The sequence below is a fragment of the Pseudoxanthomonas sp. GW835-FHT14C01 genome (assembly GCF_058793715.1).
Genome location: NZ_JBXAGB010000001.1, coordinates 674,796 through 696,220 on the forward strand (window position 1 = coordinate 674,796; position 21,425 = coordinate 696,220).

A 21,425-nucleotide genomic window follows, 5' to 3' on the forward strand; every position below is an offset into this window, starting at 1 on the left:
CGCCGTGCCGTCGTATGATCGCGGTCCGGGGGAAGGCGACGATCGGGGTCGGCATGCGCAATGCAGTGCCCAACGCAGTCGTGCCAGCAAGGGATGCCGGTGCCGCGCACTGGCGCAGCAGCCTGCGCACACGTATCGCGCTGTGGGCGGGCCTGGTCAACGTGGTGCTGCTGGCGCTGCTGGTAGTCGCGACGGCGTGGTTCGCACGCCGGATGATCCTGGAGGATGCACGTCGCGACACGCAGGCCACCGCGCAGGAAGCCGCGCAGCGCCTCGACGCCGCCATGCACGTGGTCACCATCACCACCCTGGGCATGGCCGACCTGGTGGCCAACACGCAGCTGTCGTCGGACGAACTCGCCTCCACGCTGCGCGCGATGGTGAAGGCCACGCCGGGTTGCACGGGCGGGCTGCTGGTCCTCGAACCGCGCGAGCGCGGCGATACGGCGTTCGCGCGCTATGTGGTGCGGAACGGCGGCGACCGCGATTTCGTGGCCGACGGCTATTCCTTCCGCGACCAGGGCTGGTACCAGCGCACCGTGGCGTCGCCGGCCGGCTGGTGGTCCGAGCCCTACCTCAACCGCACCGCCGGCGACGTGTGGATGGTCACCTACAACATGCCGCTGCGCGAACCGGGCCGCGGTGCACGCACGCGCGGCATGGTCAGTCTGGACCTGCCGCTGGCCAGCCTGACCGATCCGGTGGAATCGCTGTCCCACCTGCCGGGCTGGCGGGTGTCGCTGGTGGCCCCGGCCGGCACGCTCGCGCTGAATCCGGAGGTCGGCGTGGAGCGCCGCGAGACGCTGGACGACTACATCGTCCGCGCCCGGCGCACCGACCTGCGCGAAGCCGCACAGGCGGTGCGCATGCGCAGCGCCCTGCAGTACGTGCACGAAGACGCGGTCAGCGGCGAACGCCGCTATACGGTGGTCGAGCCCATCGGCGACACCGGCTGGACGCTGCTGGTGGCCCAGTCGTACGACCTGGTCACCGAACGGCTGGCGCAGGCACTGTGGCTGCTGGCCGCGATCGGCGCATTGCTTGCTCTGACCTGCATGCTGGTGGTGGGCGGGCTGGCGCGCCGCATCAGCCAGCCGGTGGAGATCCTGTCCGCTTCGGCCGGGCGGCTGGCGCAGGGCGACTACGGAACCCCTGTGCCGCACGTCGGCCGGCGCGACGAGGTCGGCCAGTTGGCGCGCACGCTGGAACATGCGCGCGGCTCGATCCGGCAGCAGTTGCGCGAGATCGAGGAGATGACCGCGTCCCGGCAGAAGCTGGAAAGCGAACTGTCGATCGCACGCGAGATCCAGCAGGCGATGCTGCCGCCCGGCCGCGTGATCGATCGCGAACACGCGCACTTGGAGGCGTATGCGCGGCTGGAGCCGGCCAAGGCGGTCGGCGGCGATTTCTATTGCTTCATCCAGACCGATGCCGACCGCCTGTGGTTCGCCATCGGTGACGTGTCCGACAAGGGCGTGCCGGCGGCGCTGTTCATGGCGCGCACCGTGACCGTGCTGGAAGTGGCGGCCAGTACCCATCCGTCGCCGGAGCGCGTACTGGCCGAAGCGTCGCGGCGACTGGTGCAGGGCAACGACGCGTGCATGTTCGCCACGGTGCTGTGCGGACGCGTCGACGTGCGCACCGGCGTCTGCGAACTGGCCAGCGCCGGCCACGATGCGCCGCTGCTGCTGCATGCGGACGGTCGCCACGAGGTACTGCCGGTGCAGCCAGGTCCGCCGCTGGGTTTCGAGGTCGGCGATGCGTTCCCGCTGTGGTCGGGCCAGTTGCCGGCCGGCGCCACCCTGTTGGCGTGGACCGACGGGATCACCGAAGCCTTCGACATAGACAACCTCGCCTTCGGGCCCGAGCGCATTCCCGATGCCCTGCAGCCGCGCGCCACCGCGCGCGAGCAGTGCGAGGCGCTGATCGCCCGCGTTCACGCATTTACCGATCCCGCGCCGCAGTCCGACGACATCACCGTCCTGGCCATCCGCCGCCGACTGGACAGCGCCCCCACTTCGCCCGAACCTCCGTCTACCCAGGAGAACGCAGATGCAGATGCGCCTATTCATCCCGCGTGAGCATGCCCGCGTGGACGATCTCAACGCCTCGCTCGAAGCCGTGCTGGCCAACAACGGCGTCAGTCGTGCCATCCAGGGTGACGTGCGTCTCATTGTCGAGGAGCTGGCGAGCAACGCCATCGAGCACGGCGATCCGTCCGGCCTGGAGGACGGCGAGCGCGAACTGTGCGTGGACATCGCCATCCGCGATCGCCTGCTGACGCTCGAGTTCCGCGAAAGCGGCACCGCGTTCAACCCGCTCGAACAACCCGACCCGGACCTCGACGCCGACATCCTGGACCGACCCACCGGCGGCCTGGGCCTGCACCTGGTGCGCCAGGTGGCCGAAATGGCCTCGTATCAGCGAATGGGTAACTACAACATCCTGCGCCTGTCGCTGCGCATCCCCACCGAGGAGACCCCCGCATGAGCCTGGCCATCGAGTTCCACCCTCCCGGCAGGGGCAGCCAGCGCGCAGACCTGCGTGGCCGCCTCGATACCCACACCTACGAAGACCTCGACGAAGCGCTGGCACCGTTGCTGACCCGGCAGCTGCACTCGCTGGTACTGGATCTGTCCGGGCTGGAATACATCAGCAGCGCCGGCATCCGCTCCCTCTTCAAGGCACGCAAGACGCTCGCGCCGCACGGCGGCAAGGTGCTGCTGGTCAATCCGCAACCGCAGATCCAGAAAGTGTTGGACATGGTGAAGGCGGTGCCTTTGAACGAGATCTTCTCGTCCACGGCCGAGGCTGACGCCTACCTGGACCTGATGCAACGACGCGTGCTGGAAGCCGGCGCCGACGACGACTGACGCCCATCGCCTCACATTTGATTTACGATCCAATTTCGCCTCCCTGCCTCCCCGGGCGCCCCCACCCGGCAGATCCGCTACACCGAGATGCCCGATGACGTTGGAGATTGAGGTCTACCCGCCGGTCAACGGCAACCAGTACGTGCTGCTGTCCGGACGACTGGATACGCAGAGCTACCTGCAGCTCGACGAGGCGCTGGCGCCGATGCTGGCCGCGCACCCGCAGGCGCTGGTGCTGGACCTGGCGCACCTGGACTACATCAGCAGCGCCGGCGTGCGCAGCATCCTCAAGGCGCGCAAGGCGCTGGCCCCGCACGAAGGCCGCCTGCTGGTGGTGCACCCGCAGGAACAGATCCGCAAGGTCATCGAGATCGTGCAGGCGGTGCCGATGGACGAGATCTTCGAGTCCAGCGCCGACGCGGATGCCTACCTCGACGCATTGCAGCGGCGGATCCTCGATGGTGAGGATGAGGCTTGACGGCTTTCTGTAGGAGCGACGTAAGTCGCGACCGGAAGCCCTGGAGCGCCACGGACGTTTGATTCGCTCGGTCGCGACTCACGTCGCTCCTACAACCACCGACCCAGTCAAAGAAAACGCCCCGCATGCGGGGCGTTTTCCATTTCCAGTGGACCTCCCGCCGCTCAGCCCGGCCCGTTGCGCTCCGCTTCGCGCTGCAGGCGGATCTGCGCATCCACCGCGGCGATGGCGGTCATGTTGATCACCCGGCGTGGCGTGGCGCTGGTGGTCAGGATGTGTACCGGCTTGGAAATGCCCATCAGGATCGGGCCGATCGCCACGCCGTCGGTCACCACGCGCACCATGTTGTAGGCGATGTTGGCTGCATCCAGGTTGGGCATGACGAACAGGTTCGCGCGGCCCGACAGCGTGCTGCCCGGCATCATGCGGCTGCGCAGCACCTCGTCCCACGCGGTGTCGCCCTGCATCTCGCCGTCGACATTGAGGTCGGGCTTGCGCTTCAGCAACAGCTCGCGGACCTTGCGCATCTTGATCGAACCCGGCGTCTCGTGGCTGCCGAAGTTCGAGTGCGACAGCAGCGCGATGCGCGGCTCGATGCCGAACAGCTTCAGGCGGTACGCGGCCTGCAGCGTCGCTTCGGCGATCTGCTCGGCGGTCGGGTCGTCCTGCACGTGCGTGTCGAGGAAGAAGTACGCGCCCTGATTGTTGATCACGCCGGTCATCGCCGAGGTCGACTGCACGCCCGGGTCCAGCGGGATCACGCTGCGCACGTAGCCCAGCTTCTTGTGGAAGCGGCCGACCAGCCCGGTGATCATCGCGTCGGCTTCGCCACGCGCCACCATCACCGCGGCGATCAGCGTGGGACGCGAGCGCATCAGGTTCTTCGCCGCCGCCGGCGTCACGCCGCGGCGCGAGGTCAGCGCATGGTAGTGCTGCCAGTAGTCGTTGAAGCGCGGGTCGTCGTCCTGGTTGGTGATCTCGAAGTCGACGCCGGCGCGCATGCGCAGGCTCAGGCGCTGGATGCGCGACTCGATCACGTCCGGACGGCCGATCAGGATCGGGAACGCCAGGCCTTCGTCGATCACCGTCTGCACCGCGCGCAGCACGGTCTCCTCCTCGCCTTCGGCGTAGACCACGCGCTTGGTGTCGGCGCGTGCACGGTCGTAGACCGGCTTCATCATCAGGCTGGTGCGGTAGACGAACTGGCCCAGTTTCTCGCGGTAGGCCCACATGTCGGCGATCGGACGCAGCGCCACGCCCGAATCCATCGCCGCCTGCGCCACCGCCGCCGCCACTTCCACCAGCAGGCGCGGGTCGAACGGGCGCGGGATCAGGTATTCCGGGCCGAAGCACGGCACGTCGTCGCCGTACGCGCTGCCCAGGTCGGAGGCCTCGCGCCGCGCCAGCTTGGCGATGGCGTGCACGCAGGCGACCTTCATGTCCTCGTTGATGACCGTCGCGCCCACGTCCAGCGCGCCACGGAAGATGTACGGGAAGCAGAGCGCGTTGTTGACCTGGTTCGGGTAGTCGCTGCGACCGGTGCCGATGATGACGTCCGGGCGCACGGCCTTGGCGTCGGCCGGCGAGATTTCCGGATTCGGGTTGGCCAGCGCCAGGATCACCGGCTTGTCCGCCATCGTGGCGACCATCTCCGGCTTGAGGATGCCGCCCGCCGACAGGCCGAGGAAGATGTCCGCGCCAGCGACGATCTCGGCCAGCGAGCGCTTGTCGGTATCGCGCGCGTAGCGCGCCTTGTCCGGGTCCAGGTGCGGACGGCCGGTGTAGATCACGCCGTCGCGGTCGAAGGCCAGGATGTTCTCCGGCTTCAGGCCCAGGGCGACGAGCATGTCCAGGCAGGCAATGCCGGCCGCGCCGGCGCCGCTGGTGGCCAGCTTCACGTCCTCGATCTTCTTGCCGATCACTTCCAGCGCGTTGACCACCGCCGCGCCGACGATGATCGCCGTGCCGTGCTGGTCGTCGTGGAAGACCGGGATCTTCATCCGTTCGCGCAGCTTGCGCTCGACGATGAAGCACTCCGGCGCCTTGATGTCTTCCAGGTTGATGCCGCCGAAGGTCGGCTCCAGCGAGGCGATGATGTCGACCAGCTTGTCCGGATCGGTCTCGTCGATCTCGATGTCGAACACGTCGATGCCGGCGAACTTCTGGAACAGCACGCCCTTGCCTTCCATCACCGGCTTGCCGGCCAGCGCGCCGATGTTGCCCAGGCCGAGCACCGCGGTGCCGTTGGTGACCACCGCAACGAGATTGCCGCGCGCGGTCAGCTCGCTGGCGGTGTTGGGGTCCTCGACGATCGCCTCGCAGGCGTAGGCCACGCCCGGCGAGTACGCCAGCGCGAGGTCGCGCTGGGTCAGCATCGGCTTGGTAGGGGCGACCTTGATCTTGCCCGGCGGAGACAGGCGGTGGTATTCCAGCGCGGCCTGCTTGAAATCGTCGTTCGTCATTGCGGAAACGGTGCCTGTGATGAAGGCGGGGGAACGGCGATTCTACCCCTTCCCCGCCATGGCCGGACCCGGCCGGTTGCGGCGCTGCATCACGCCAGGGTCATGCAGGACGCGCTCAGGGCGCGATGAAACGGCAGGCGTCGCGTGCCTGCGACACACGGCCGCAGGTCTCGGCGAACGTGGTGGCCGCGGGCCGTGTGCCGGTGTCCAGCCATTGTTCGAGCACCTGCAGTGCGCTGGCGTACGTCGCATCCTGCAGGCGGCTGTGATCGCGCTCGTCGGTCAACGCCTGCAACAGCAGGTGGCCGCGGCCGGCGGCCTCGACGGTGGCCTTGTAGGCGGCTTCGGCTTCGTACGACACGGTCGGATCATGGCGTGCATGCACGGTGACGGTGGGCAGCACGATCAGGCCGGACAGGTCCGCGTCGTAGGCGAGCGCGGCGAGCGCGGCGGGATCGGCGCGGAAGCGCTCGACACCGGCATTCAGCGCGGTGTCGTCGCGCGAGCCGCGATACACCGTCCTGCTGTTGTCGAACGGATTTCTTCCGCCGAGCCGCTTCTGCACCATGTCCTGGAAATGGAACGTGCCCCACGCCAGGTGCGCGACCAGTTGCTTCTCGGCCACGCCGGTGACGGCGAGGATATCGCGCAGCGCCGCCGCCTGCGTCGGCGTGCGCTTCGACGCCGGCCGATCGACACCGGTGCACGCGTCCACACGCTTGCGCAGGTCGTCGCGCGTCATCTTCGCGCCTGCAGGCAGCCCTTGCCACAGCGGGTACTGCGCTTCGTCGGCCGCCGGATGGTTGCGGCAGTAGTACTGGTAGACCGCACGCAGGTCGGCGCGGAAGCCGTACCCCTGCGTACCGCCGAACAACAGGCCGTTGGTGGTCAGTACGCCGTCGTAGTTCGGCCGTCCGTCGATGTCGAGCGCGTACAGCTCCGCCGCCTTCGCCGCGACGTTGCCGCCCCACGACTGGCCGTGCAGCAGCGTGCGTTGCGGACGACCCCAGCGCGACCAGAACACGCGGCGGCTGACGTCCACGTCGGCTGCGGCCATGCGCACGCCATAGCCGCCACGGCGATAGGTGCTGCCGATCCACGCATAGCCGCTGCGCACCATCACCGCGAAACGGTCGAGATCTTCGGCCGAATCGCCCGCTTGCGGCGCACCCAGCCGCGGCCCGCCATGCGCGTGCACGATGAGCCGGCGGTTCCACGTCTTCGGCATCGCTACCAGCAGCCAGGCCCCGTTCGCATCGCGGGCCTCGTGGCAGTCGACCTGCGCACCGACCGAGGCGGGACAGGCGACCGCTGCGAACCTCGCCTCGCTGTCGGCCTCGGCCGCCCCGGCAGGCAGGGCGGCCGCGCCCAGCACGGCGAGCGCGGTGGCGATCCAGCGGCGGCTCATCCTTCGCATCGTGCCTGTGTCCTCCTCAGAACGAGCGGGCGATGTTGACGTACCAGTAGCGGCCCCACGGATTGTGCAGCGAACCGCGGTAACCGCCATCGGCCAGCGACGGGCCCTCGTCGGTCAGGTCGCGCACGCCCAGGCGCACGGCGGTGCCATCGGGGAAGCGGTACTGGCCGTACAGGTTGTGGGTCAGACGCTGGTCGACCACCCACGGATTCCCCGAGATGCCCAGCAACTGCGGCTGTTCGAACGAGCTCATGTACTGCGCCGAATAGCCCACGCGCCACGCCGCCTTGTTCCAGGTCAGCGAGCCGCTGGCGCGCCACTCCGGACGGCCGTTCTGGCCGATCAGCTGGGTCGGGTCCGGCAACGGCGTCAGCGGATCGATGGTGCCGGCCGCGCGCGCCGCGTACAGCGCGTTGACGATGTCGCCCGGATCGCGGGTGAACTCCAGCAGACGGGTCGCGTTGAGGTTGACCGAGAACGAGCCGAAGCGCGTGCGCCGCAGCGACCAGTCCATGCCGAAGTCCAGGCCGCCCGCCGTCTGCGGCTGCAGGTTGATGAAGCGGTCGTTGATGCCGATGACGCGCCCCACCGGATCGATGCCGGTGCCGGCGAAGAAGTCGATGTCCTCCTGCGTGGGCGCCTCGCGCACCACCAGCGGGTTGCTGCCGCCATCGACGCGGTTGAGGTAGTCCAGCGTCAGCGCGGTCTGAGCGCCGAGCAGGCCGACGATCTGTTCCTGCTTGATCTTCCAGCGGTCGACGGTGAAGGTGAAGCTGCCGAAGCGCTCGGGGATGAAAGTCGGCTGGAACACCACGCCGAACGAGGTGTTGGTGCTCTCTTCCGGCTCCAGGTCCGGGTTGCCCGCCACCAGCAGCGACGCGCCGGCGATGTTCTGCCCGCACGCACTGAAGGAGGCGATGCGGCCGGCGCGCAGGTCGGCTTCGCAGCGGATGTGGTCCATGCCGCTGGCCAGGCGCGAGTACTGCGTCGCATTGGTCTGCTCGAGGTTCGGCGCACGGAAGCCTTCCGAATACGACCCGCGCAGGCGCACGCCGTCCACCAGGTCCCACGCCAGCGCCACCTTGGGCTTGGCGACGGAACCGAAATCGGAGTAGTGCTCGTAACGGCCCGCCAGCTGCATGTCGAGGCGATGCACCAGCGGAATGCCCATGTCTTCCGATACCAGCGGCACCGCGAATTCGACATAGGCCGAGCCGACATTGCGCGAACCGCGCGTATCGGGGTTCGGGCTGACCGCCGAGACGTTGCTGAGGTTGGTCTCGCCGGTCACCATGTCGGTGAAGGTGTAGGTGCCGTCGAGGTTGGCGTCGCGGTCGTCGCGCTGGGTCTCGCGGCGCGCTTCCGCACCGAAGGCCATACCGACATTGCCGGCCGGCAGCGAGAACAGGTCGCCGCGGCTCATCTTGAAGTCGGCCATCGTCAGCGTGGTGCGCGACTCGCGCACCAGGTCGAACACGATGCCGTCGATCGCCGCCTGCGAACTCGGCGAGCAGTCGCCATAGCTCGGCGTGGACACGCAGCCGCCGCTGAACGGGTTGTATGCGTCCGGCGTGGCCAGGGCGAGCTGTTGCTGCAGCTTCGTCATGTTGATGTTGGGCGAGCGGTCCTCGGCCTCGGCCTCGGAGTACAGCAGCGCCGTTTCCCAGTTCCAGCCGTTCCATTCGCCGCGCAGCCCGGCGAGGAAGCGCGCCTGGTAGTTCTCCACGCGCACGCGCTGGAAACCCGCGTCGACGTAGCGGTAGTTGCTCATCTGCACCGGCAGGCCGGCGGCGGGCACGCCCGTCAGGCCCGGCAGGCGGTTCGGGTTCGGCGTGCCGTCGGGCAGCGTGGCCGCGCCGAACGGATTCCAGTAGTTGGTCGCTGGGATCCACAGGCTGTTGAGGTTCACCACCGGCGGCTGCGTGGCTTCGCTGACCGCGCGGTAGAAGCCGATCTCGCCGAAGGCCTCGACGTTGTCGCTCACATCGTAATGGCCGGTCAGGAACAGGTTGATGCGCTCCACCGACGGCCGCACGCTGGTGCCGTGGCGCGTGTCGTAGCGCATCTCGCGGTTGGTGGTGTTGAAGTTGTGGTTGCCGCTGGCCAGGCAGAGATCATTGCCGAGGCTGACACCGCAACCGAAGCTCGACGGCTGGATGCGGAAGGCGCCAGCAGTGTTCGTCACCGCCACGCCATTGGACCGGATCACCGCGCGCGGACCGACCGTGAGGCGCGCCCACGGGGTGTGCGACGAGCGGCCGTCGAGTGCGGCCAGGCCGGCGAAGTCCGGATAACCGGCGAACAGCGCGCGCAGGTCGTCGGTGGCGGTGAAATCCTGGTCCGACGCCATCAGCTCAGAGCGGTCGGTGTAATTGATGAACGCCGACACGTTGCCGCGGTCATAGTTGCGGCCGGCGAACAGGTTCAGCTCGAACTCGTTCATGCCTGTACCTTCCGCACCGCCGTAGCGCGCGCTGGCGCTGACACCGTCGAAATCGGTCTGCAGCACGGTGTTGACCACGCCGGCGACCGCATCGGCGCCGTAGATCGCGGCCGCGCCGTCGAGCAGGATCTCCATGCGGTCGAGGCCCGATACCGGGATCGCGTTGGAGTTGAAGCTCTGCACCGGCACCGTGCCGGTGTCGGACGTGCCCTGGCTGGTCGGGTGCTGCACCAGCCGGCGGCCGTTGAGCAGCACCAGCGTGTTGCCGACGCCGAGCGAGCGCAGGTTGACCGAGTTGACGTCGCCGCGCGCCGCGTTACTGGTCTGCGGGTTGTTGGACGCATCGAACAGCACGTCGCCCATCTGCGGGATGGTGCGCATCAGTTCGTCGCCGGAGATCGCACCGGCGGCATCGATCTGTTCGGCGCCGACCACCATCACCGGCAACGCGTCGGTGGTGGACGCGCCCTGGATGTGCGAGCCGACCACGGTGACCTTGCCGAGCGTGGTCGGTTCCTCGGCGGACGCCGTCTGCGGCGCCGGCTCGGCGGGTGGCGCCGTGTCCTGCGCCGCCGCGGCGTGGATCACCGCCAGCAACGCCAGTGTCAGGCTGCTGCGCAACGGGGCGCGGCGTGGGTTCGGGGTATGCATCGTTCAGTCCCTCCTCTGAAGACGTGGTTGGCCGGCGTCAGTCGGCCGTGAGTCGTGTCGGGTCGCCCGGGCCTGCGGCCGGATCGGGCGCGGCGGCGATCGGCGCGGACGGTCCGCCCAGCGCGCGCGCCAGCGCATCGCGGTCGAGCGCGTTCTCCCAGCGCGCGACCACCAGCGTGGCCACCGCGTTGCCGGTGAAATTGGTCAGCGAGCGGCACTCGCTCATGAAGCGGTCGATACCCAGGATCAACGCCATGCCCGCGACCGGCACTTCCGGCACCACGGCCAGCGTGGCGGCCAGCGTGATGAAACCGGCGCCGGTGACGCCTGCGGCGCCCTTCGAACTCAGCATCGCCACCAGCAGCAGCATGATCTGGTGGCCCAGGCTCAGTTCGGTATTGGTGGCTTGCGCGATGAACAGCGCGGCCAGCGTCATGTAGATGTTGGTGCCGTCGAGGTTGAACGAATAGCCCGTCGGCACGACCAGGCCGACGACGGACTTCGACGCGCCGGCGCGCTCCATCTTCTCCATCAGCGAGGGCAGCGCGGATTCGGACGACGAGGTGCCGAGCACCAGCAGCAGTTCCGCCTTCAGGTAGCGGATGAGGCGGAAGATCGAGAATCCGCACCACCACGACACCAGGCCGAGGACGACGATCACGAACAGCAGCGACGTGATGTAGAACGAACCCACCAGCCACGCCAGGTTGACCAGCATGCCCACGCCGTACTTGCCGATGGTGAAGGCGATGGCGCCGAACGCACCGATCGGTGCGGCACGCATCAGGATGTGCACCAGGCGGAACACCGGCGCGGTGAGCGCCTCCAGCAGGTTCAGCACCGGCCGGCCCTTCTCGCCGACCATCGCCAGCGACAGGCCGAACAGCACGGCCACGAAGAGCACCTGCAGGATGTTGTCGCCCACCAGCGGGCTGACCAGCGTCTTCGGGATGATGTCCATCAGGAAGCCGACCAGCGACAGCTCGTGCGACTTCTGCACGTAGTCGTCGACCGCCGACCGGTCCAGGTCGGCGGGGTTGATGTTCATGCCGGCGCCGGGCTGCACCACGTGCGCCACGATCATGCCGATCACCAGCGCCAGCGTGGAGAAGAACAGGAAGTACGCCATCGCCTTGGCGAACACGCGGCCCACCGTGCGCAGGTGGGTCATGCCGGCGATGCCGGTGACGATGGTCAGGAAGATCACCGGCGCGATGATCATCTTCACCAGCTTGATGAAGGCGTCGCCCAGCGGCTTCATCGATTCGGCCAGCGCCGGCTCGAAATGGCCCAGCAGCGCGCCCAGCACGATCGCCACGATCACCTGGAAGTACAGCTGCTTGTACAGCGGCTGCTTGGGCGGCGGCACGAACGGGGTATCGGCCAGATGCATGGGAGACTCCGGGACGGATGGCGTCGCCCACGGAACCGGGGCCGGCATGTTGTACCCCCGCTTCGCCGCCGCACCGATAACCTATTGGTACTAGCCGCCACGCCTGCCGCCGCGCACCCGTAGACTGGGCGCCCATGCTGCGTGCCCGCCGCCACCGCCAGATCCTCTCCGTCGTGCTGGCGATCCTGGGCGGTGCCGCGCTGGTCATGGCGCTGGCCTACCACTGGGCCGGCGCGCGGGCGCAGCGCACGGAAACCGCGCAGCTGGATCGCCAGCTGGACCTGCACGCGCAGGCGCTGCAGCAACGCATCGACCGCTACCGCACGTTGCCGCAGGTGCTGGCGCAGGATCCGGACCTGCGCGCCGCGCTGGCCTCCCCGGCGGACGATGCGCGTCGCAACGCGCTGAACCAGCGCCTGGAGGACGCCAACAGCGTCACCCGCTCGTCGACGCTGACGCTGATCGACCGCCACGGCATCGCGCTGGCGGCCAGCAACTGGCGCGAGCCGACCAGCAACGTGGGCGAGAACTACAGCTTCCGGCCCTACGTGAAACAGGCGCTGCGCGACGGCCAGGGCCAGTTCTACGGCATCGGCCTGACCACCGGCGAGCCCGGCTACTTCCTGTCGCAGGCGATCCACGGCGACGGCGGCGAGGTGGTCGGCCTGGTCGTCATCAAGATCGAACTGGATGCGCTGGAACAGGAATGGCTGCAGACGCCGGACATCGTGCTGGTCAGCGATGCGCACGGGGTGGTCTTCCTCGCCAGCCAGGATGCATGGCGCTACCGGACGCTGCGGACATTGACCGACGCCGACCGCCGCGAATTGACGGCGACGCGCCAGTATGCGCGGCAGACGCTGACCCCCCTGCAATGGCAGGACCTGTCGGCATCCGGCGATGGCGCGCACCGCGTGCAGATGCGCGATCCGGCGCTGGCCGGCACCCTGCTGTGGCAATCGATGGCGCTGCCCGAGGAAGGCTGGCAGCTGCACCTGCTGCACGATGCGTCGGCGATCACCGCCGCCGGCCGCAGCGCCGCGCTCGCGGCCGGCGGCGGCTGGCTGGCGCTGTCGTTCCTGGCGTTGTTCGTGCAGCAGCGCCGTCGTACCGCGCTGCTGCAGCGGCGCAGCCGCGAGGAGCTGGAAGCCGTGCTGCAGCAGCACGCGCAGGAGCTGCGCACCGCGCAGGACGGCATCGTCGAGGCGGCGCGCTCGGCCGATGCCGGACTCAGCCGCAGCCTGGAGCACCTGCCGCAGGGCGTGGTCATCATCGACGCCGACCTGCGGCTGGTGGCGTGGAATTCGCGCTACGTGGAGCTGTTCCGCTTCCCGCCCGACCTGATCCACGTCGGCCGGCCGATCGAGGACGTGTTCCGCCACAACGCACGCCGCGGCCTGCTCGGCCCCGGACCGGTGGAAGAGGCGATCCAGCGCCGGCTCGAGCACCTGCGCAGCGGCAAGCCGCACATGCGCGAGAGCGAAAAGGACGACGGCGTGGTGCTGGAGATCCGCGGCAACCCGCTGCCGGACGGCGGCTTCGTCACCAGCTATGCCGACATCACCAGCTACAAGAACGCGGCGCGCGAACTGCGCTCGCTGGCCGACGCCCTGGAGCACCGCGTGGAGGAGCGCACGCGCGCGCTCGCGGACGCCACCCTGGCGGCGGAAAACGCCAACCGCTACAAGACCCGCTTCGTCGCCTCCGCCGTGCACGACCTGCTGCAGCCGCTCAACGCGGCGCGCATGTTCGTCTCGGCGCTGCGCGGTCGCCTGCACGAGGATGAGGCGCGCCGCATCGCCGACCATGTCGACAACGCGCTGACCGCGCAGGACGCCATCCTCAACAGCCTGCTCGACATCGCGCGGCTGGAGTCCGGCACCCTGCCGACGCGCGTGCGCGACTTCGCGGTGGCGCCGCTGCTGGACGCGCTGGCGCGCGAATTCGGCATGCTCGCGTCCGAGCGCGGCCTGGTGCTGGACAGCGTGCGCACGCGGGCCGTGGTGCGCAGCGACGAAGCGCTGCTGCGCCGCATCCTGCAGAACTTCCTGTCCAATGCGATCCGCTATACGCCGCGCGGGCGCGTGCTGCTGGGCGTGCGTCGCAGCGGCGACGGCCTGCGCATCGAGGTGCACGACCAGGGACCGGGCATTCCGGAAAGCCTGCAGGCGGAGATCTTCGAAGAGTTCCGCCGGCTCAACGACGGCGTCGCCAACGACCGTGGCGCCGGTCTGGGCCTGGCCATCGTCGAACGCATCGGCCGCCTGCTCGGCCACCGCATCGGCCTGCGCTCGCAACTCGGGCGCGGCAGCGTGTTCTGGGTGGAGCTGCCGCGCGGCATCGCCGCCGGTGCGATGACGGCGCCGCCGCCGGTCGCCGCCGATATCGACGACGGTTCGCCGCTGCGTGGCCGCCGTGTGTGGTGCGTGGACGACGATCCGCGCGTCTGCGAGGCCACGCGCGCGCTGCTGCAGCGCTGGGAGTGCGACGTCGGCCTGGCGGCCGGCCCGACCGACGCGCTGGCGGCGGCGATGCCGGGACAGGCGCCCGACCTGCTGCTGCTCGACGTGCGGCTGGGCGACACCGATGGCCCGACGCTCTACACGCGCCTGTGCGAACGCTGGGGCAGCGCGCCGCCGGTCGTCCTGGTGACCGCCGAGCGCGACGATGCGCTGCGCGCGCTGGCGCTGCAGCATGGCTGGGGCTTCCTCGCCAAGCCGGTGAAACCCGCGGCGCTGCGCGCACTGATGACCCAACTCCACGTGCGCCGCGCGCGCTGAGGACAGACCCGATGCCGCGCCGATGCTGACCTACGTCATTCCCGTCCTCGCCATCGTGCTGCTCGGCGCCGTGCTGCGACGGATGCCGGGCGTCCCCGACGGCCTGTTCCCGGCGATGGAATGGTTTTCCTTCTACGTCGCCTTCCCGGCGCTCCTGTTCGTCGGTGCCGCACGGTTGAAGCTGTCCGCCACCGACGCCCTCGACCTGTCGCTGGCCGCGCTGCTGCCCACGTTGCTGCTGACCGGCATTGTGCTGCTGGCGCTGCGGTTCGCGAAGCGCCTGCCCGATCCCAGCCGCTCATCGGTGGTGCAGGGCGCGGTGCGGCCGAGCAGCTACTTCGGGCTGGCGGTGGCGGCGCTGTTGTTCCCCCCAGAAACCACCGCGATGGTGATGCTGGCGCTGGCGATCTGCCTGCCGGTGGTCAACGTGATCGCGGTGGTCGCGCTGGCGGTCTGGGGCAGTGGCGATGCCAGCGCGCGCGGCATCGCGCGGGCGCTGGCGCGCAACCCGATCATCCTGGCGACGCTGGCCGGCCTGCTGTTCAACCTCGGCGGCCTGCCGCTGCCCGTCTCGCTGGCGGCGACGCTCGACATCCTCGCCGATGCGGCGCTGGCGCTGGGTCTGCTGTGCGTGGGCGGCGGCCTGCAGTTCACCCGCGACCACGTGCGTCCGGCGCTGCTCGGTGCGACCTCCGCGCTGAAGCTGCTCGCCCTGCCGCTGCTGGCGGTGCTGGTCTGCCGCTGGCTGGACGCCAGCGCGCCGGTGACGGTAGCGGCCTGCTTCTACGCCGCGCTGCCGACCGCATCGAACGCCTACATCATGGCGCGCCAGATGGGCGGCGACGCGCCGCTGATGGCGTCGCTGGTGACATGGCAGACGCTGCTGGCCGCGGCGACGGTGCCGCTGGCGATGCAACTGCCGCGCTGGCCGGGCTGAGCCTCACTCGAGCGGCGGGCCTTCCGGCTCCAGCGACTTCACCAGCACCGCCGCCTGCGTGCGGCTGTGGCATTCCAGCTTCTTGAGGATGGCGGTGACGTGCACCTTCACCGTGTTCTCGGCCAGGCCCAGCTCGTGGGCGATCTGCTTGTTGAGCAGGCCATCGGCCAGGCACAGCAGCACGCGGAACTGCTGCGGGGTCAGCTGCGCGAGCCGCGCCGCGAGCGCGGCATCCTGCTCGGAACGCTCGACGGTCAGCGGCGGGAACCACGCGCCCCCGTCGAGCACCGCCACCACCGCCTCGCCGATGGTCTCGGCCGGCGACGACTTCGGAATGAAGCCGGCCGCGCCGAACTGCTGCGCGCGCCGGATCACCCGCGGGTGCTCGTTCGACGAGATCACCACCACCGGCACTTCGGGATGCTCGCCGCGCACGTGCAGCAGCGCGGAGAAGCCGTGCGCGCCCGGCATGGTCAGGTCCAGCAGCACCAGGTCGGTATCCGGCCGCGCATCCAGTGCCTGGCCGAGACTGGCGGCGCTGGCCGCTTCGGCGACGGTGGCGCCCGGCAGCGCCTCGCGCAGCGCATGGATCACTGCGGTGCGGAACAGCGGATGGTCGTCGGCGACGAGGATGGAAGGCGAACTCATGCGCCCAGTGTGCCACCAGTGTCGCGCGCGGCGCGTACCACTTTGTGGCTAGGCGCCGGTCGACAACTTGTCCAGGCGGATCCGGTTGGCGAACAGCGAGAACGCCAGCATGCCCGCCAGCCCATTGGCACGGCTGACCCAGCTCGGCAGCCAGCGCGGCGGCACCAGCACGCCGGCCTCGAACATCGGCTCGAACATGCCGACATCCTCCAGCGTCATCTTGCCGGCGAACAGGCGCCGGCACAGCCGCAGCCGGTCCTGCTGCAGCGAGCGCCGGAAGAACGTATGCACGCCGATCAGCCCGCGCAGGTACACCGTGTCCTTGGTGAACGCCGCACCGCCCGTCGTGGGTACGCCACGGAACACGCGCTGCGCGGACGAGAAACTCTCGGCCGGGTTCTGCCCCGCGTCGGTGAAGTAGCGGAACACCTGGATGAAGTCGGCGCCGGCCAGCGCCATCGCCACTGCCTCGATGCGCAGGCTGATGCGCTTCATCCGCTCGATGTCGATGCTGCCGGTGATCTGCTCGGCGAACGTCGCCAGTCCTTCCTGCGTGGCGGTGACGCGCGGTGAGGCCAGCGCCAGGCTGGGCAGCACCGTCTGCTCGCGCCCGTTCAATGCGGTCAGCGAATGCACCAGCGCTTCGTGCTGCAGCAGCTGCCGGCGGTCGTAATCGCTGAAGGCGGCGCCATGCCGCAGCCGGATGCGCGTCGCACCGGCCGCGGCCTTGGCGATCAGCTGCCGATCCAGCTCCACCGTGATGACGCGGCCGTCGAAGAAATCGTCCAGGTCCGCCTGCAGCTGCAATTGCAGCGCGGTCGCCGACACCGGGATCTGCTCCTCCGGCGCCAGCAATTCGTGGTCGAGATCGTTGGCGATGGCGATGAAATGGCCGGCCGCATCGCGTGTGGTCGGGCCGTCGCCGGGCAGGCATTCCTCCGGCGTGCCGAACAGCGCGATCGAGTGCATGGTCACCGCGGGCGTGCCCAGCGATTCCAGCAGCTGCGCGGCAATGTCCCAGCTGCGCACCGACTCGCGCAGGTAGCAGCCGAGCGGATGCGCCGCGTCCGCCGCGGCGGCGATGGCGGCCAGTTCGCGGCGTGCGTCGCTGAAGTCCAGCCGCGGGTAGTCGATCGCCGGCAGCTGCGGCTGGCCACGCGCGACACCGTCGAGGAACGGCGCCTGCGCCTCGGCCGGCCAGCTGGCCAGGCTGAGCAGCTTGATGCCGCGCACGGCCTTGACCAGGCGCGCATCAAGCGCGGCGTGATGGGCGATATCGGGCTGCATCGGGATCCTCCGGGCGCCACTGTAGCCCACGAGGCGCGCCACTCGACTATGCTCGGGGCTCGTCCAACGGTTGCGGGGGCAGCATGCTGGAGCTCGATGCGGTGCAGACGCTGGCGTTCGCCGGCCTCGCCCTGTTCCTCGGTTACGCGCTGTGCCGCGTGGTCCCGCTGTTCTCCCGGTACAACCTGCCCGCGCCGGTGATCGGCGGCCTGGCGGTCGCGCTGGCCGTGCTGGTGGCGCGCAGCCACGGCGTCGCCCTCTTCACGCTGGACACCAGCCTGCAGGCGCCGTTGATGATCGCCTTCTTCACCACCATCGGCGTCAACGCCAGCGTGGCGCTGCTCAAGCTCAGTGGGCGCCAGGTGGTGGTCTTCCTGCTGCTGGCCAGTGGCTTCGCCATCGTGCAGAACCTGCTGGGCATGGCGGTGGCGCTGGGCTTCGGCCTGCATCCGCTGTTCGGCGTGCTGGCCGGTTCCACCACGCTGACCGGCGGACCCGCGACCGGCCTGGCGTTCGCCCCCCTGTTCGAGCAGGCCGGTGTCACCGGTGCCGAATCGATCGCGGTCGCCTCGGCGATGGCGGGGATCGTCTGCGGTGGCCTGCTGGGCGGACCGGTGGCCACGGTGCTGATCCGTCGCCACAAACTCTACGGCGGCGTGCGCCTGGGCAAACCCGATGAATCCGCCGCCGAACCGACGGGTGCGCGCGACACGCCCGATTTCGCCACGCGCGAATCGGCCGCGCTGAAGAGCATCGTGGTGATCCTGGTGGCGATGTGGGCCGGCGCCGGCGTCAGCGCCGGCCTGTCCGCCGCCGGGCTCACCCTGCCGGCCTACGTGGGTGCGATGATGGTCGGCGCATTGATCCGCTATGTCGACGACCGCACCGGCTGGATCGGCCTGCCGGTGGCGACCACCGACCTCATCGGCAACGTCTGCCTGGCCCTGTTCCTCGCGGTCGCGCTGATGAACCTCAAACTGTGGGAACTGGCCGGCCTGGCCGCGCCGCTGCTGGTGAATCTCGGCCTGCAGGTGGTGCTGGTGGCGCTGTTCTGCGGCGTGGTGTTCCGGGTGATGGGCCGCGACTACGACGCGGCGGTGATGGGCGGCGGCTTCATCGGCTTCATGCTCGGCACCACCGCCAACGCGATGGCGGTAATGCGCACGCTGGTCGAACGCTACGGCATGGCCCCGCGCGCCTTCCTCGTCGCCCCGCTGGTCGGCGCGTTCTTCATCGACTTCACGAATGCGCTGATCATCACCGGGTTCATCAACCTGTGGGATTGAAGCGGACATCACCCGCGTAGAGCGGAGCTTGCTCCGCTGCTTTCCTGTCCATCACCCGCGACATCAAACATCGCGCAGCCGAGCAAGCTCGGCTCTACGTCAAGGCGCCCCTCTTTGGTAGAGCGGAGCTTGCTCCGCTGCTCCCCTATCCATCACCCGCGACATCAAACATCGCGCAGCCGAGCGAGCTCGGCTCTACGACGGGAATCACCGCTTGCCGTACTTGTCGGCGAGGCGCTTGTTCAACGCCTTGTTCTGTACCTTGGCGTTGGCCTTGTCGGCCAGCCGCGAGGCGAGCTTGTCGGCCGCCGCGGCGACCTCGTCGCGCAGCTTGAGGTAGTTGAGGAAGCGGCCTTCGTCCAGTTCCTCGCGCTCGATCGCCGCGCGCACGGCGCAGCCGGGCTCGCGGTCGTGCGAGCAGTCGCGGAACTTGCACTGCTCGGCCAGCGCCTCGATGTCGGCGAAGCCGCCGTCGGCCAGGTCTTCCTCGCCGGTCGGCTTCAGCTCGCGCATGCCGGGCGTGTCGATCAGGCACGCGCCCGCCGGCAGCGGGATCAGCGCGCGGAAGGTGGTGGTATGGCGACCGCGCGAATCGCTCTCGCGCACTTCGCCGGTCTTCATGCGCTCGTCGCCGAGCAGCGTGTTGGTCAGCGTGGACTTGCCCGCGCCGGACGAGCCGACCAGCACCACCGTGTGGCCCGGCTCCAGCCACGGTGCGAGCTGCGCGACGCTCGCCGCATCCTTCGCGTTGACGGTGAATACCGGCACGCCCTGCGCGGTGAGGTCGGCCAGCACCTCGACCGCGTCGTCGGCGTACTCGGTGCGGTCGGCCTTGGTCAGCACGATCACGGGTTCTGGAGCCGCCGTCTGCGCGCCACCGCCGCCGACCAGCAGCAGGTAGCGCTCGATGCGGCGCGGATTGAAGTCGGCATCCAGGCCACAGACGATGAACACCGTATCGATGTTCGCGGCGATCACCTGCTGGTGGTAATGCTCGCCGGCCGCACCGCGCTTGATGCCGGTGTGGCGCGGCAGCAGCGCCACGATGCGCGGGCGCTTCGAGGCGGCATCTTCCAGCAGCACCCAGTCGCCGACGGCGGGGCGCTCATGGGCGGGGAACCGGGGGCGCTGCCACTCCGGCAGCGATTCGGCCTTCACGCCGTCGCCGGGGGCGTTCGCCACCACGTAGCCGGAGCGGTGCTGCTCGATCACCCGCGCCGGGGTGGCCTGCGGGTGCGCGGCCATCGCCTCGCGCCATGCGCGGTCCTCCGGTTCCCCCGTGTACGGCCAGCCAATGGACCGCAGGAGGGCGACGTCGGACACGGGCGGGACGGGGGTTTCGGGCATGGCGCGCATTCTAGACGCGGGCTGAAGCCAGCGGGACCGGACAGGCTAAATATCCGTTAAGCTGGCCCCCCTTCCCTATTTTGCCCCTGTGCGGTCGCCGCCATGTCCACCCCGCCCGTCAAACCGCTCGCCACGCGCGAACGCCTGTCCGAAGTCCGCTACGAGATCCGGGGCGAACTGGCACGGCGAGCCCGGGAGCTGGAAGCGCAGGGGCAGAAGCTGATCAAGCTCAACATCGGCAACCCGGGGGCCTTCGGTTTCCGCGCGCCGGAACACCTGCAGCGCGCGATCGCCGACGACATGGGCCGCACCGATCCGTACACGCACCAGCAGGGCCTGCCCTCGGCGCGCGATGCGATCGCCGCGGCGTACGCCAAGCGCGGCACGCCGGATGCGCACCCGGACCGCGTGTTCGTCGGCAACGGCGTGTCGGAACTGATCGACCTGTCGCTGCGTGCGCTGCTCAATCCCGGCGATGAAGTGCTGGTGCCTTCGCCCGACTATCCGCTGTGGTCGGCGGCGACCATCCTCAACGACGGTCGCCCGGTGTACTACCGCTGCGATCCCGACAACGACTTCCAGCCCGATCCGAACGAGATCGAGCAGCTGATCAGTTCGCGCACGCGCGCTATCGTGCTGATCAACCCGAACAACCCGACCGGCGCGACGTATTCGCGCGAGCTGCTGGAGCGCATCGTCGCCATCGCGGCGAAGCATCGCCTGCTGCTGATGGTCGACGAGATCTACGACCAGGTGCTGTACGACGGCGCCGCCTTCGTGCCGGTCGCGCCGCTCGCCGGCGACGTGCCGTGCATCACCTTCAGCGGCCTCAGCAAGGTGCACCGCGCCTGCGGCTGGCGCGTGGGCTGGGGCGTGGTGTCCGGCCACGGCGACGTGGTGCGCGACTTCCTGCACGCGATGGACCTGCTCAGCGCACTGCGCCTGTGCGCCAACGTGCCGGGCCAGTACGCGATCGAGGCGGCGGTCAACGGACCGGACACGATCAGTGCGCTGTGCGCACCGGGCGGCCGCCTGTACGAAACCCGCCGCGCGGTGATCGAGGCCTGCGAGGCCAGCCCTCACCTGGAGTTGGTGAACCCGGCCGGCGCGCTGTACGCGTTCCCGGCGGTGGTCGGCGATGCGGCGAAGAACTTCGACGACCACGTGTTCGCACTGGAGCTGATGGAAACCGAAGGCGTGCTGGTCGTGCCGGGCTCCAGCTTCAACGTGCCCTACCGCCACCATTTCCGCGTCACGCTGCTGCCGGAAGCGGCGACGATGCGCGAAGTCTTCGCCCGCATCGACCGCGCCCTGTCGCGCCGCGCCGAAGCGGCCACCAAGGTGGTGCCGATCAAGGGCAAGTCGCGGCCGGCGGCGGCGTAGCGATACATCGTCCTGCCATCGCACCGCGGGGCAGGTTGGC

At 69.4% G+C, this 21,425-nt stretch carries 15 protein-coding genes; 8 read left to right on the forward strand and 7 right to left on the reverse strand.

Features of this window, described 5'->3' with window-relative positions; all coding sequences use genetic code 11:
- Positions 1 to 53: 53 nt before the first annotated feature.
- The 4 genes from AC1Q5B_RS02970 (at position 54) to AC1Q5B_RS02985 (ending at position 3,351) form a co-directional block, all read left to right on the forward strand.
- A complete protein-coding gene (locus AC1Q5B_RS02970; protein WP_492630242.1) occupies positions 54 to 2,081 on the forward strand; it encodes a SpoIIE family protein phosphatase in 2,028 nt (675 codons plus the stop codon).
- Positions 2,053 to 2,490, forward strand: a complete 438-nt coding sequence (locus AC1Q5B_RS02975; RefSeq protein ID WP_492630243.1) for an ATP-binding protein — start codon at positions 2,053 to 2,055, stop codon at positions 2,488 to 2,490. Before AC1Q5B_RS02970 ends, AC1Q5B_RS02975 begins: the two co-directional genes overlap by 29 nt.
- Positions 2,487 to 2,873, forward strand: a complete 387-nt coding sequence (locus AC1Q5B_RS02980; protein WP_492630244.1) for an STAS domain-containing protein — start codon at positions 2,487 to 2,489, stop codon at positions 2,871 to 2,873. Before AC1Q5B_RS02975 ends, AC1Q5B_RS02980 begins: the two co-directional genes overlap by 4 nt.
- Positions 2,874 to 2,967: 94 nt before the next feature.
- On the forward strand, positions 2,968 to 3,351 hold the full coding sequence (locus AC1Q5B_RS02985) for an STAS domain-containing protein (protein WP_492630245.1): 384 nt from the start codon (positions 2,968 to 2,970) through the stop codon (positions 3,349 to 3,351).
- 164 nt (positions 3,352 to 3,515) lie between these two features.
- Here the strand turns inward: AC1Q5B_RS02985 and AC1Q5B_RS02990 are convergent, their stop codons facing one another.
- From AC1Q5B_RS02990 to AC1Q5B_RS03005, 4 genes are all read right to left on the reverse strand, one after another.
- Positions 3,516 to 5,813 (reverse strand): NADP-dependent malic enzyme, encoded by a 2,298-nt coding sequence (locus tag AC1Q5B_RS02990; RefSeq protein ID WP_492630246.1) that lies wholly within the window; start codon positions 5,811 to 5,813, stop codon positions 3,516 to 3,518.
- A 115-nt stretch (positions 5,814 to 5,928) separates the two neighbouring features.
- Entirely contained in the window at positions 5,929 to 7,221 is a 1,293-nt protein-coding gene (locus AC1Q5B_RS02995) for a hypothetical protein (RefSeq protein ID WP_492630247.1), read from the reverse strand.
- A 25-nt stretch (positions 7,222 to 7,246) separates the two neighbouring features.
- Positions 7,247 to 10,324, reverse strand: a complete 3,078-nt coding sequence (locus AC1Q5B_RS03000; RefSeq protein ID WP_492630248.1) for a TonB-dependent receptor plug domain-containing protein — start codon at positions 10,322 to 10,324, stop codon at positions 7,247 to 7,249.
- A 37-nt stretch (positions 10,325 to 10,361) separates the two neighbouring features.
- Positions 10,362 to 11,717, reverse strand: coding sequence for a dicarboxylate/amino acid:cation symporter (locus tag AC1Q5B_RS03005; protein WP_492630249.1), 1,356 nt, complete (start codon positions 11,715 to 11,717; stop codon positions 10,362 to 10,364).
- 137 nt (positions 11,718 to 11,854) lie between these two features.
- Between AC1Q5B_RS03005 and AC1Q5B_RS03010 the strand changes: the two genes are divergently transcribed.
- Both AC1Q5B_RS03010 and AC1Q5B_RS03015 read left to right on the forward strand, forming a co-directional pair.
- Positions 11,855 to 14,497, forward strand: a complete 2,643-nt coding sequence (locus AC1Q5B_RS03010) for a hybrid sensor histidine kinase/response regulator (protein WP_492630935.1) — start codon at positions 11,855 to 11,857, stop codon at positions 14,495 to 14,497.
- Positions 14,498 to 14,519: 22 nt separating this feature from the next.
- On the forward strand, positions 14,520 to 15,434 hold the full coding sequence (locus AC1Q5B_RS03015; protein WP_492630250.1) for an AEC family transporter: 915 nt from the start codon (positions 14,520 to 14,522) through the stop codon (positions 15,432 to 15,434).
- 3 nt (positions 15,435 to 15,437) lie between these two features.
- Here the strand turns inward: AC1Q5B_RS03015 and AC1Q5B_RS03020 are convergent, their stop codons facing one another.
- Positions 15,438 to 16,082 (reverse strand): response regulator, encoded by a 645-nt coding sequence (locus AC1Q5B_RS03020; RefSeq protein ID WP_492630251.1) that lies wholly within the window; start codon positions 16,080 to 16,082, stop codon positions 15,438 to 15,440.
- 48 nt (positions 16,083 to 16,130) lie between these two features.
- Complete coding sequence (locus tag AC1Q5B_RS03025) at positions 16,131 to 17,369, reverse strand: flavohemoglobin expression-modulating QEGLA motif protein (RefSeq protein WP_492630252.1); 1,239 nt, start codon at positions 17,367 to 17,369, stop codon at positions 16,131 to 16,133.
- A gap of 83 nt (positions 17,370 to 17,452) precedes the next feature.
- Between AC1Q5B_RS03025 and gltS the strand changes: the two genes are divergently transcribed.
- Complete coding sequence (gltS, locus tag AC1Q5B_RS03030) at positions 17,453 to 18,655, forward strand: sodium/glutamate symporter (RefSeq protein ID WP_492630253.1); 1,203 nt, start codon at positions 17,453 to 17,455, stop codon at positions 18,653 to 18,655.
- A gap of 207 nt (positions 18,656 to 18,862) precedes the next feature.
- On the opposite strand, the gene rsgA is transcribed toward gltS, so the two are convergent.
- Positions 18,863 to 20,011, reverse strand: a complete 1,149-nt coding sequence (gene rsgA / locus AC1Q5B_RS03035) for a ribosome small subunit-dependent GTPase A (protein WP_492630254.1) — start codon at positions 20,009 to 20,011, stop codon at positions 18,863 to 18,865.
- A gap of 93 nt (positions 20,012 to 20,104) precedes the next feature.
- Here rsgA and AC1Q5B_RS03040 point away from each other — a divergent pair, with 93 nt between their 5' ends.
- Positions 20,105 to 21,385 carry a pyridoxal phosphate-dependent aminotransferase gene (locus tag AC1Q5B_RS03040; RefSeq protein WP_492630255.1) on the forward strand — a complete coding sequence of 427 codons (1,281 nt, stop codon included), beginning with the start codon at positions 20,105 to 20,107 and terminating at the stop codon, positions 21,383 to 21,385.
- The last annotated feature ends 40 nt before the right edge of the window (positions 21,386 to 21,425 follow it).